Here is an 11,852-nt window from a genome sequence, read left to right on the forward strand (position 1 = left end):
TGCCTGCCGGCACGGGGCGCGCTGCATCGACGACCCCGGCCGAGGAGACGCCGCCGGAGGAGACCCCATGGACGCCCGAGCCCCCGCCGCGCCGATCCGCGGCATCGGATATTCCCTTCGCTCGACCTCGCCGGAGTTCGAGGACCTGCCCGCCCTGCTCGATGAGGCCGAGGCGCTGGGCGTTGATTTCGTTGAGCTTCCCGCCTTCGCCTGGACGCTGGTCGTGGACGGGCGGGTGCTGGTGGACCGGCTCGACCGGCTGGTGCGCGCCACCCGCGACCGGCCGTTCGGCTATACGGTCCACGGGCCGCTCGCCATCAACCTCATGGCCCCCCGCGCCCGCCTGCCGCGCCATGCGGCGGCGCTGGACGCCGCCATCGAGGTCGCCGGAGCGCTCGGGGCCGTCACCCTGGTCCTGCACACCGGCTGCGTCCGGTCCGAGGACGATATCGAGGTCGCCTATTCCCGCCAGCGGGAGGCGCTTTTCCGGGCCGGGGACCGGGCTGCCGCTGCGGACATAACGCTTTGCGTGGAAAACATTTTCCGCTTCGAGCCCATGCGCGAGACGGCGCTGCCCTCGCGCCTCGCGGCAGAGCTGGACGCGGTGGACCATCCCCACGTGCGCGCCACCCTGGACGTGAGCCACGCCTTCCTCCGCGCCACCGAGGCGCGGGTCGATTTCCTGAACGAGATCAGCGCGCTGGCTCCGTACGCCCGGCACGTCCACGTGCATGACAGCTTCGGCCGGCCGGTGGAGAGCTGGGCCATCGACGAGGCCGAGCGGCTGGCGCTGGGCGAGGGCGACCTGCACCTGCCGTTGGGCTGGGGCGGTATCGACTGGAACGACGTGGCAGCCCGTTGCCGCCTCGCCCCCGGCGCCGTCGTCAACCTGGAGCTGAATGCCCGCTACCGTTCCGAGCTGCCGGCCCAGATCCCGCTGCTGCGCCAGCTGGCGCAAGCCTTTGCGGCCTGCGCGCCACGCCCGGCCGCGGCGCTCTGAGCTCCACCCCGACGCACCCTGCGCCGTCTCGCGCCCGCGTGCGGCGACGCGGTCCGGCGCGGCTAACGCCTGTCCCCGCCGGGGCCGGGGGTGCCGCCCGGCTGGGGTCATTCCCCCCGGGGCGGCGGGTGAGCCGGCCGGCTCCTTCCGCACGTCCCATCCACAGCGGTCATGGGCCGACGTGCGGCGACCGGTATCCACGGCAGGCCGAATGGCTCTAGCTTGGCGTCGGGAGGACACGCCATGCCAAGAGCCGAAGAGCCAGCATCGTCCAACGCCGCGTACCGTCATCCGGCGGAAAAGCCATTTCGCCTGTTGTCCCCGAGCCTTGCCGGGCTGCTCCAGCGCTACGGGGTGTTCATTGCCCTCGTGGTCGTGGCGCTAGTCAGCCTCATGCTGTCCTTCGCCGAGCGGCAGGCATGGCTGTGGGTGTTCTGCATCGTGTTTCCGCTGGTGCTGGTAGGGGTGCTCGACATCACCCAGTCCGAGCACTCGCTGTTGCGCAACTATCCGGTCATCGGCTCGGTGCGCTGGATGTTCGAGGCCCTGCGCCCCTATCTGCGCCAGTATCTGATGGAGGATGACCTTTCCGGCCGCCCCTTCAGCCGCGACGAGCGCTCGGTAGTCTATGCCCGTGCCAAGAACGAGGAGGACCGCCAGCCGTTCGGCACCGAGCTCGATACCTATTCCGCCGAGTATGAGTGGATGACCCATTCGCTGGCCCCGGCGCCGGTGGCGACGGCGCCGTTCCGCCTGTCCGTGGGCGGCCCGGCCTGCGCCCGGCCCTATTCGGCCTCGGTGCTCAACATCTCGGCCATGAGCTTCGGCTCGCTGGGCCGCAACGCCATCGAGGCGCTCAATCTCGGTGCCCGGGATGGCGGCTTCTACCACGACACCGGCGAGGGCGGGCTCTCGCCCTATCACCGCATCCATGGCGGCGACATCGTGTGGGAGCTGGGCTCCGGCTATTTCGGCTGCCGCAACCGCGACGGCACCTTCAGCGCCGAGCGGTTCGCCGAGCGGGCGGCCGACGATCAGGTGAAGATGGTGGAGATCAAGCTCTCCCAGGGCGCCAAGCCCGGCCATGGCGGCGTGCTGCCGGCGGCCAAGGTGACGGCGGAGATCGCCGAGACCCGGGGCGTGCCCATGGGCGAGGACTGCATCTCGCCGTCCCGCCACTCGGCCTTCTCCACCCCGGCCGAAATGATGGAGTTCGTGGCCCGCCTGCGCGAGCTTTCCGGCGGCAAGCCGGTGGGTCTGAAGCTGTGCGTGGGCCATCCCAGCGAGGTGTTCGCCCTCGCCAAGGCCATGCTGGTGACAGGTATCCGCCCCGACTTCATCGTGGTGGATGGGGCGGAGGGCGGCACCGGCGCGGCGCCCCACGAGCTGGCGGACCATCTGGGAATGCCGTTGCGCGAGGGCCTCATCCTCATGCGCAACGCGCTGGTGGGCACCGGGTTGCGGCCGGAGGTGCGGCTTGCCGCGTCCGGCAAGGTCACCTCGGGCTTCTCCATGGCGGCGAACATGGCCATCGGCGCCGACTGGTGCAACGCGGCACGGGCCTTCATGTTCTCGCTCGGCTGCGTCATGTCCATGCGCTGCCATACCGGGGGATGCCCGACGGGTGTCACCACCAATGATCCGCACCTGCAGCGCGGCCTCGTGGTGCCGGAGAAGGCGGAGCGGGTGACGAGCTTCCACCGCCACACTGTCCATGCGCTGGCGGAGCTGGTGGCGGCGGCGGGGCTGACCCACCCGCGCGAGCTGCTGCCGCACCACGTCTGGCACCGGGTGAGCCCGATCGAGGTGAAGCCGCTGGACCGGCTCTACCCGTTCCTGGCCGCCGGCGCGCTGCTGGATGCCCCCGACGACACCCCCTATGCCGCCGACTGGCACGCGGCCGACGCCGACAGCTTCAGCCCGCGCGCGGCGGTGGGCCCCGCGCGCGCCGCCTGAGCCGGGGTCCAACGGGATCAGGACCGGGGGCGGCGCTTGCGGGCGCCTGCCCCCATCCCCATATCCGGACGGTCGGAGCGCCGTAAGGGCTCCGGCGGGCGCGGCCGGAGAGGTGCGCGCCCGGCCATGCAAAGTCGCTTGACGAGGGCTTTGACCGATGTCGCGGATGTCTTCCCTGTCGTCCCCGTTCCTCTTGGGGTTCGACGAGGTCGAGCGGGCGCTCGATCGCGTTGCCAAGAGCGCGGACGGCTATCCTCCCTACAATGTGGAGAGGATCGAGGCCGCCGGCGAGCCGCTCCGCCTCAGGATCACCCTGGCGGTGGCGGGCTTCACGGCGGACCAGCTGGAAGTCGTCATTGAGGAGAAGGAACTGACCATCCGGGGCCGCCAGGTCGAGGATGGGCAGGATCGGGTCTTTCTCCACCGTGGCATCGCCGCCCGGCAGTTCCAGAGGACCTTCGTCCTCGCTGAGGGCATGAATGTGCTCGGCGCCGAACTGAGGAACGGACTGCTGTCGGTGGATCTGGTTCGCCCGGAACCCGCTCGCCACGCCAAGCGCATCGACATCGTCTCACGCCCGTGAGGGGGGAGCGATGCCGGCACGGCCAGGAGTGAGGAGTATCGAGATGACCTACGAGACCGACCACCAGATCACCCCCATCACCCCGGAAGCCCTCGCGGTTCTGGGCGGCGGTGAGATCGCCTATGTGCGCTCGATCCGGTCCGAGGATGTGCGCGCGCTGTTTCCGCAGGCGCCCGAGATCGCGCCGGGGATGAAGCTGTTCACCCTCCACGCGGCCGACGGCACGCCCATCATGCTGACCGACAGCCGCGAGGCTGCCCTGGCGAATGCCATGGAGCACGACCTCGTGCCGGTGAGCGTGCACTGACAGCCCGCAGCGGCTCGCGCCCGTCCCGGGCGGGGGCTTTCTTCCGCCTCGCGGCCGCCTTGGCCGCCGGATGAGGTGCGGGTGATTCGCCGGAAGAGTCGTGCTCAGGCGGCGTTGGAGGCCGACGCCGCCGTCAGCAGCGCGTGCATGGCGCCGGCATCGCGGGTCGCCCGCAGCTTTTCCACCACATCAGGATCGCGCAGCATCCGCGCCACGCGGGCCAGCGCCTTGAGGTGATCCGCGCCGGCCGCCTCGGGCGCCAGCAGCAGGAAGACGAGATCCACCGGGGCGCCGTCCAGCGCCTCGAAGTCGATCGGCTTCTCCAGTCGCGCGAACAGCCCGAACAGCTTTCCGAGGCCCGGCAGCTTGCCGTGCGGAATGGCGATGCCGTTGCCGACGCCGGTGGACCCGAGCCGCTCGCGCTGGAGCAGGGTTTCGAAAATTTCCCGCTGGTCGCGGCCGATCAGCAGCGCCGCCTGGTGCGACAGCTCCTGCAGAGCCTGTTTCTTGCTGCTCGCCCGCAGCATCGGGAAGACCGCTTCAGGGGCGAGGAGGTCGGCAAGAGGCATGGATCGGATCCCTGCGGCGAGCGGCCGAGGCTCGAGAAAGCGGCGGACGCGAGAGCCGGAGGCCGGGCGGGGAGATCGCGACCCGACTTCCCCGCCCGGCTCCATCCGTCTCTTTTCAACTCGCGGAGGGTCATCCCTCCAGGAGGTCGTTACCGGCCTCCATAATGGGATCGCGCTCCAGTCTCAAGTCGGCACCCCGTTCGGGGCGCACGCCTCAGTGGAGATCTTCCGCCGCCGGGTCGATCCAGCCCACATGCCCGTCCGGGCGACGGTAGACGACGCTGACGCGCCCGTGCCCGGCATGGCGGAACACCACGACGGGCGCTCCGGTGATGTCGAGCTCCACCACCGCATCGGCGACGGAGAGGGTGCGCAGCCGCGTCACCTGCTCGGCGACGACGGTCGGGCTCCAGCCCTCGAGCTCCTCCTCCGTGTCCGCCTCGGGGGCGGCGCTGAGGACGTAGCTCTGCGCGGCATAGCCGTTGGCGCCGCCATGGCCGTGGCGGTCCTTCAGGCGCTGCTTGTAGCGGCGCAGGCGCTTCTCGATCTTCTCCACCGCCGAATCGGCGCAGGAATTGGCGTCCTGGGCGCTGCCATGCGCCTGCAGGTTCACGCCCGAATCGAGATGGAGCATGCATTCGGAGCGGTAGCCGGAGCCGTCCCGCGAGACGGTGACGTGTCCCGACCATCCGCCATCGAAATATTTGGCGAGGACTTCGGAGACCCGCTCGGTGAGGCGCTGGCGAAGGGCTTCGCCGACGTCGATGTTCTTTCCGGACACGCGTAGGGCCATGCGATTTGATCCCCTTGGGACGGGTCCAGATCTCGACCCATCCTGCATTACAAACCGGCCGGCCGTACAAGTGGTAGGAGTGCTTCGCCGGCATGTCAACGGCGGACGCTCAAGCTTTGCTCGGCCGGTCCCGGCCATCCGCAGCCGTAGCGGCAGGTCTCAGCGCGACAGATGCGGCAGCATCCGCGACAACACCCCGTCGCGCTTGATGATGCCGTGCCACAGGCCGGCGCCGATGTGCAGCAGCACGAGGGCCGTGATCAGGTAGCCGAGGCGCTGGTGCCAGCTGCCGAACAGGTCGGCGAGGGCGTCGTCCTTGGCGACGAGATTGGGCAGCGTGAACAGGCCGAACACGCTCACCGAGGCGCCGAACGCGTTGGAGGCGAGCCAGCCGAGCACCGGCATCACCAGCAGGAGCACGTAGAGCGCGTAATGCACGGCCTCGGCGGCTACCCACAGCACCACCGGCATGGAGGCGGGGCGGCCGGGAGGCGGGTGGAGGATGCGGATCACCACCCGCACCACCGCGAGGCACAGGATGGTGAAGCCGATGGAGCGGTGCAGGTCGAACAACCGGTCCTGGGTGGGGCCCGAGGGCACGTTCATCATGGCGAAGCCGGCCGGGATCACGGCGATGACCAGCGCGGCCATGATCCAGTGGATGCGCCTAGCCGGCGGCGCGTAGGCGGCGGGTTGGTCGGGTGTGGGCATCGCGGGCCTCCTGCTCGCTGGCGGGTGCGAGGCCCGCCGGCGCGCCGGCGCCGGCGAGGTCGCACGCGAACAGCACGTCCCCGTCCGGAAACACGTGCGCCCGCGTGGACGGCCGCAGGGCGTCGGCCAGAGTGTCGCACGCCTTGCGTGTCAGGCCGATGCGGCCCGCCCCGAGGATGACCGGGGACACGAAAACGTGAAGGGCATCAAGGCACCCCGCCTCGAGGAAGGCGGAGAGGGTGTGGGCGCCGCCTTCCACCAGCACGCGGGCGAGCCCCCGCGCGGCGAGGGCATCCAGTATCGTTCCCGGCGCGAACGGGCCGTCGGCGGCGCCTTCCACCAGCTCCACGCCGGCCGGCAGCGGCGCCTCCACCCCCGGGCGGCGCACCACGAGACGCCGTGCGCCGTCGGCGGCGAAGCAGCGGGCGTGCGGGTCCACGCGGCCGGAAGGGTCTATCACCACACGCGCGGGGCTGTGTCCGGGGACGCGGCGGACGGTCAGGAGGGGGTCGTCGGCGCAGACCGTTCCCACCCCCACCAGCACCGCATCCACGCTGGCGCGCAGGGCATGGAGGTGATCGAGCGCGTGCGGGCCGTTGATGTACTTGGACTCGCCCGAGGGCGTGGCGATCCGCCCGTCCAGCGACTGGCCGAGCTGGGCCACCACATAGCGGGCGCCCTTGCCCTGGGGCCGTGGCGGCGCCATCTCGGGTGAGGCGGCCGGTACGTCCCGCATGACGTCCCGGGGTCTCGTGTCATCCATCGGATCTCGCCCGCCGTAAGTTGCGTTTGTAGCCACAACGCCTGTCGCCGCCAGATGTTACGCTGGGGGCAGGAGGTTGGATCGTCTTTTTTGGAGCGCAGCGGCGCGCTCCCCCGGTCTGAGAGGTCGCGATGGCATCGGCGGCGGACGGCGTCCTTGGGCGCGGCAGCAGCGAGGTGGCGGTGGAGCGGGCGCTCGCGGAGGTGCGGGCGGGACGCCCGGTGCGCATCGAAGGCGCCGGAGCGTCCATTCTCGTCCTCGGCGCGGAAGCGGTGGACGCGGAGGTCGCGGCGGCGCTCGACGCTGCTCGCGTGTCCGAGGCCCGTCTGGTGCTGCCGGCGCCCCGGCTGATGAAGCTCGGCGCGCCACGGGCGCAGGCCGGGGTGGTCGCGCTGCCGCGCGTGGACGCTTCGCGCATCGCCCATCTGGCCCTGCGCGCCGATGCCCACGTGGATGCGCCGGTGGGGCCCGCCTGTCCGCTCGATCTCGCGGCGCTGGAACTGCTCGGGCTCGCGCTGGTGCTGCCGGCCGCGGTGGTGTGGTCGGCTCCGGCGCAGACGGACGCGCTCACGGTCGCTGCGGCGGACGTGATGGCCTATCGCGCGACGCAGGTGGCGCGGCTGCGCATCGTCGGCCGCGCTCCGGTGCCGCTCGAGGGGGCGCCGGAGACGGAATTCGTGGTGTTCCGGGGCGGGGAGGGGCTGCGTGACCAGGTGGCCATCATCGTCGGCCGGCCGGATCTCGGCCAGCCGGTGGCGGTGCGCCTCCACTCCGCCTGCCTGACCGGCGACCTGTTCGGCTCGCTGAAGTGCGATTGCGGCGACCAGCTGCGCGACACGGTACGGCGCATGGCGCATGGCGCGGGCGGCATCCTGCTCTATCTGGACCAGGAGGGGCGCGGCAACGGCATCTCCAACAAGATGCGCGCCTATGCCCTGCAGGCGCAGGGCTATGACACGTATGACGCGGATGCCGCGCTGGGCTTCGATCTCGATCAGCGGCGCTTCGATTTCGCCGCCGGCATGCTGCGCCAGCTGGGGGTGCATGCGGTGCGCGTGCTCACCAACAATCCGCAGAAGATCGCCGCCCTGAAGGCTGCCGGCCTCGACGTGGTGGCCGACCAGCGGGTGCTCGGCCGGCCCACCGCCGAGAACGTGCGCTATCTCGCCTCCAAGCGCGACCGCGCCGGCCATTACATCGATTTCGACACCCTCGCCGCCCGCGCCCCGGACTGAGCCGGGGCGCGTGGAAACCGGTTGTCCAGCGGGCGCGAAACGATTTAAAACCGCTCCGGCTCCGGCTTGACGCCGCGCGGGAGGAGAGGCCATGGACACCAAGATGAGAAAAGTTGCCATCGTCACCGGGGCCGGCTCCGGCGTCGGCCGGGCGGTGGCCGTGGCGCTGGTGCAGGCTGGCTATGGCGTGGCCCTCGCAGGACGCCGGCTGGATGCCCTTCAGGAGACGGCGGCGGAGGCGGGAGACGACGCCCTGTGCGTGCCCACCGACGTGACCGATCCGGATTCGGTGCGGGCCCTGTTCGCCGCCACGGTGGAGAAGTTCGGCCGCCTCGACGTGCTGTTCAACAATGCCGGCACCGGCGCGCCGGCCGTGCCCATGGAAGACCTCACCTTCGCCCAGTGGAAGCAGGTGGTGGACACCAACCTCACCGGCCCGTTCCTTTGCACGCAGGAGGCTTTCCGGGTGATGAAGGCGCAGTCGCCGCGCGGCGGCCGCATCATCAACAACGGCTCCATCTCGGCCACCGCGCCGCGCCCGTTCTCGGCGCCCTACACCGCCACCAAGCACGCCATGACCGGCCTCACCAAGTCCACCTCGTTGGACGGGCGCGCCTATGACATCGCCTGCGGGCAGATCGACATCGGCAATGCCGACACCCCCATGGCGCAGAAGATGAAGCAGGGCGTGCCGCAGGCCGACGGCTCCATCAAGGTGGAGCCGGTGATGGACGTGGCCCATGTGGCGAGCGCCGTGCTCTACATGGCGAGCCTGCCGCTGGAGGCCAACGTGCAGTTCATGACGGTGATGGCCACCAAGATGCCGCTGGTCGGCCGCGGCTGAGCGGCCGACCCACTTGGGACCGGTCCGGCCGCGGCTGAGCGGCCGACCCACCCAAGGCTCTGGGCCGTGGCTGAGCGGCTGACCCACTCAGGACCAGTCCGGCCGCGGCCGAGCCCAAGGGGATCGGACGGCCACCGCCGGGCGTCAACCCGCTCCGGCATCGGACCGAATGCAAAAAAGGCCCCGGCAATGCCGGGGCCTTCGCGTTCAGTGGGTCGGTCGTGCGCGTCAGTCGTTGCCGCGGTTGCCGAACAGCTGGAGCAGCATCATGAACAGGTTGATGAAGTCCAGGTAGAGCGCGAGCGCGCCCATGATGGCCTTCTTTCCCGCCACGGCCACGTCGTCGCCGGCGAAGTACATCTCCTTGATGCGCTGGGTGTCGTAGGCGGTGAGGCCCGCGAACACCAGAACGCCCACCACGGAGACGATGAACTGCAGCATCGACGAGCCGAGGAAGATGTTCACCAGCGAGGCGATGATGATGCCGAACAGGCCCATCATCAGGAAGGAGCCCATGCCGGACAGGTCCTTCTGCGTGGTGTAGCCGTAGAGGCTCAGCGCGCCGAAGGAGGCCGCGGTGATGAAGAACACCCGCACGATGCTCTCGTGGGTGTACACGAGGAAGATCGTCGACAGCGACACGCCCACCAGCGCGGCATACACCCAGAAGGTGATCTGCGCGGCCGATACGCTCATGCGATCGATGCGGAAGCTCAGGAAGAAGACCGCCGCCAGAGGCGCGAGCATCACCACCCACTTCAGCGGGCTCACGAACAGCGCGTAGCCGAACTGCGTCAGCATGATGCCGCCGGCGACCCGGCCCGCGGCCGACGCGGGATCGGTGGTCACCGACAGCAGATAGATGCCGAGCGCGGCTGCGCCCGTGATGGCGAGGCCCAGCGCCATGTAATTGTAGACGCTGAGCATGTACGCCCGGAGGCCCTGGTCGATCGCGGCCTGCGAGCGTGCCACCGACGGGTTGAAACGCCCGGCGACGTTGCGATCATAATCGGACATCGTCGTTCCCCTTTGAAACTGCGTGACACCCGCTCCGGCCGCAGCCGGACGCACCGTGTCCGGCGTCAATATGGTGGGTTGGCGGTGAGCGGGCAAGCCGAGCGCGGATGAAATTTACGCAAGGTCACTTTACGTCAGGTGGTGACCATTCTTCGCACCTGCATATAATTGCAACCGGGGCGAGGGATCAGGCGCGATGGGCGCGTGGTGGCAGGTGCCGGCGGCGGGACGGGGAGGTTTTGCTGCGCTGCGGCAACCTTCAGCGCGGCCGCGCTTTTCCCGGTTCCGATGGAAGGACTTGCGGCGCGCGTGGTATCACCTTGCCGGCGCCACCGTGGCGATCCTCGTGGCGATCCTCGCGGCGTCCACCCCCGCGCGGGCCGGGGCCTGGACGCAGGAGGAAGGCCACGGACAGGTGCTGCTGCAGGGCTATGGCGCCGCTTCCAGCTCCGAGTTCGGCCCTTCCTCGGATCTCTACGCCAGCCGCCCGTATGACAAGGTGGAGGTGACGCTCTCCTTCGAATATGGCGCGACCGACTGGCTGACCCTGCTGGTGGCGCCGCAGTATCTCTCCGTGAACCTGGGCGAGCCGTTCCCATCGTCCTATTCCGGGCCGGGCTATACCGATGCCGGCGCCCGGGTGCGGCTGTGGCGGGACGAGGCGTGGGTGGTCTCGGCGCAGGTGGTGGGGCGCTTTTCAGGCACGGGGAATTCCCAGAGCGCGGCGGCGGTGGGCTATGAGGACGCCGAGCTCGACCTGCGTCTGCTCGCCGGCTACGCCTTCACCCTGTTCGGCAAGGCCGCCTTCCTCGATCTCCAGGCGGCACAGCGCATGCGCTTCGGCCCGCCGCCGGACGAGGTGCACGTGGACCTCACCCTCGGGGTGCGGGTGGCGGAGCGCTGGCAGCTGCTGATGCAATCCTTCAACGTGATCTCCGAGGGCGCCGGGGAGGGGCCGTATTTCGGCGACAGCTACGCCTATTACAAGCTCCAGCTCGGCGCCCTCTATGACTGGAACGCGGCGGTGACGGTGGGGTTTTCGGTCGTTTCCACCGTCTATGCCCGCAACGCTCCGCAGGAAAACGGCGTCACCCTCACCGCCGCCTATCGCTTCTGATCCACCTCAGGCGGGGCGCGGCGTCGTGGTGACGAGGCGGATGCCCGCGGCGATGGGCAGGATGCCGAGCATGTCCAGCACCGGCACGTGCTCGCCCAGGAGCAGCCAGCCGAACATCAGCCCCAGCGGCGGCATCAGGAAGTGCAGCGCGCTGGCGCGGGTGGCGCTGGTGCGCCCGAGGATGAAGAACCACAGGCTGAACGCGCCCACCGAGGCCGCCAGCGTCAGGTAGACGAAGGAGGCGATGAGGGACGGCGTGAAACGCACGTCGGCGGTGGATTCGAACATCAGCGCCAGCGGCATGAGCGCGAGCCCGCCCGAAAGCGACTGGATGCCGCTGCCGACCCACAGCGAGGCGGAGGTGCGCACCTTCTTGAAGATGAGGGTGGCGGCCGTCAGCGTCACCAGCGCCACCGCCACATAGGCGACGCCTACCGGGTCCTCGTGGCCGGAGGAGATGCGCGAGCGCACCACCCAGGCGACGCCGGCCATGCCGAGGACGAGCCCGGCGAGCTTGCGCGCATCCAGCCGTTCCCCCAGCAGCGGCGCCGCCACCAGCGCCACCAGCAGCGGATTGGCGGAGATGAGCACCGCCGTGAAGCCCGACGACACGGTCGTCATGCCCATGTAGCCGAGGCCCAGGTAGCAGGCATTGTTCAGGACACCCATGACCGCGAGGGCGAGGATGTCGCGCCGCGTCAGCCGCGTGAAGTGCTCGCGCGGCAGCACCACCGCCGTCACCGCCAGCATGAGCGCGCCGGCAAGCAGGAAGCGGGTGCCCAGCAGCAGCAAGGGCGGGCAATCGGCCAGCGCCACCTTGGCCACGGCGAAGGCCGAGCTCCAGATGAGGCAGAACAGGGCGATCAGCACCGGCAGCGCGTCGAGGCGCTGGGCGCCGGCGATCGGAACGGGCGGGGCAGGGGTGGCGGGCATGGACTTTCTCCTTGCCTCACAGGG

13 protein-coding genes are annotated in these 11,852 nt (G+C 70.1%); 7 read left to right on the forward strand and 6 right to left on the reverse strand.

The genetic code is table 11. From position 1 onward, the window contains the following. Window positions 1-67: 67 nt before the first annotated feature. The 4 genes from V5F49_RS11800 to V5F49_RS11815 all read left to right on the forward strand — a co-directional run bounded on the left by V5F49_RS11800 (window position 68) and on the right by V5F49_RS11815 (window position 3,846). On the forward strand, window positions 68-1,000 hold the full coding sequence (locus V5F49_RS11800; protein WP_394115618.1) for a sugar phosphate isomerase/epimerase family protein: 933 nt from the start codon (window positions 68-70) through the stop codon (window positions 998-1,000). 243 nt (window positions 1,001-1,243) lie between these two features. Further along, the gene (locus V5F49_RS11805; protein ID WP_394115617.1) at window positions 1,244-2,956 is read left to right on the forward strand and encodes an FMN-binding glutamate synthase family protein; all 1,713 of its coding nucleotides are present in this window, start codon (window positions 1,244-1,246) and stop codon (window positions 2,954-2,956) included. A 157-nt stretch (window positions 2,957-3,113) separates the two neighbouring features. Beyond that, window positions 3,114-3,539: an Hsp20 family protein gene (locus V5F49_RS11810; protein WP_394115616.1), complete on the forward strand. Its 426-nt coding sequence runs from the start codon at window positions 3,114-3,116 to the stop codon at window positions 3,537-3,539. 43 nt (window positions 3,540-3,582) lie between these two features. Next, the gene (locus V5F49_RS11815; RefSeq protein ID WP_394115615.1) at window positions 3,583-3,846 is read left to right on the forward strand and encodes a BQ00720 family protein; all 264 of its coding nucleotides are present in this window, start codon (window positions 3,583-3,585) and stop codon (window positions 3,844-3,846) included. A gap of 104 nt (window positions 3,847-3,950) precedes the next feature. Here V5F49_RS11815 and ptsN read toward each other — a convergent pair whose 3' ends face one another. The 4 genes from ptsN to V5F49_RS11835 form a co-directional block, all read right to left on the reverse strand. Continuing rightward, window positions 3,951-4,415 (reverse strand): PTS IIA-like nitrogen regulatory protein PtsN, encoded by a 465-nt coding sequence (gene ptsN / locus V5F49_RS11820; RefSeq protein ID WP_394115614.1) that lies wholly within the window; start codon window positions 4,413-4,415, stop codon window positions 3,951-3,953. Between the two features lie 214 nt (window positions 4,416-4,629). Then, window positions 4,630-5,208: a ribosome hibernation-promoting factor, HPF/YfiA family gene (gene hpf, locus V5F49_RS11825; protein WP_394115613.1), complete on the reverse strand. Its 579-nt coding sequence runs from the start codon at window positions 5,206-5,208 to the stop codon at window positions 4,630-4,632. A 159-nt stretch (window positions 5,209-5,367) separates the two neighbouring features. Next, window positions 5,368-5,859, reverse strand: a complete 492-nt coding sequence (locus V5F49_RS11830) for a cytochrome b/b6 domain-containing protein (RefSeq protein ID WP_509210671.1) — start codon at window positions 5,857-5,859, stop codon at window positions 5,368-5,370. Window positions 5,860-5,875: 16 nt separating this feature from the next. Then, window positions 5,876-6,655: a RibD family protein gene (locus tag V5F49_RS11835; RefSeq protein WP_394115611.1), complete on the reverse strand. Its 780-nt coding sequence runs from the start codon at window positions 6,653-6,655 to the stop codon at window positions 5,876-5,878. A gap of 158 nt (window positions 6,656-6,813) precedes the next feature. On the opposite strand from V5F49_RS11835, the gene ribA reads away from it, so the two are divergent. Both ribA and V5F49_RS11845 read left to right on the forward strand, forming a co-directional pair. After that, window positions 6,814-7,917 (forward strand): GTP cyclohydrolase II RibA, encoded by a 1,104-nt coding sequence (ribA, locus tag V5F49_RS11840; RefSeq protein ID WP_394115610.1) that lies wholly within the window; start codon window positions 6,814-6,816, stop codon window positions 7,915-7,917. Between the two features lie 91 nt (window positions 7,918-8,008). Then, complete coding sequence (locus V5F49_RS11845; RefSeq protein ID WP_394115609.1) at window positions 8,009-8,761, forward strand: SDR family oxidoreductase; 753 nt, start codon at window positions 8,009-8,011, stop codon at window positions 8,759-8,761. 228 nt (window positions 8,762-8,989) lie between these two features. Here the strand turns inward: V5F49_RS11845 and V5F49_RS11850 are convergent, their stop codons facing one another. Continuing rightward, window positions 8,990-9,778, reverse strand: coding sequence for a Bax inhibitor-1/YccA family protein (locus V5F49_RS11850; protein ID WP_394115608.1), 789 nt, complete (start codon window positions 9,776-9,778; stop codon window positions 8,990-8,992). A 298-nt stretch (window positions 9,779-10,076) separates the two neighbouring features. Between V5F49_RS11850 and V5F49_RS11855 the strand changes: the two genes are divergently transcribed. Then, window positions 10,077-10,895 carry a hypothetical protein gene (locus V5F49_RS11855; RefSeq protein WP_394115607.1) on the forward strand — a complete coding sequence of 273 codons (819 nt, stop codon included), beginning with the start codon at window positions 10,077-10,079 and terminating at the stop codon, window positions 10,893-10,895. Between the two features lie 6 nt (window positions 10,896-10,901). Here V5F49_RS11855 and V5F49_RS11860 read toward each other — a convergent pair whose 3' ends face one another. Further along, window positions 10,902-11,828 (reverse strand): DMT family transporter, encoded by a 927-nt coding sequence (locus V5F49_RS11860; RefSeq protein ID WP_394115606.1) that lies wholly within the window; start codon window positions 11,826-11,828, stop codon window positions 10,902-10,904. Between the last annotated feature and the right edge of the window lie 24 nt (window positions 11,829-11,852).

Source organism: Xanthobacter lutulentifluminis, assembly GCF_043194675.2.
Lineage (GTDB): Bacteria > Pseudomonadota > Alphaproteobacteria > Rhizobiales > Xanthobacteraceae > Xanthobacter.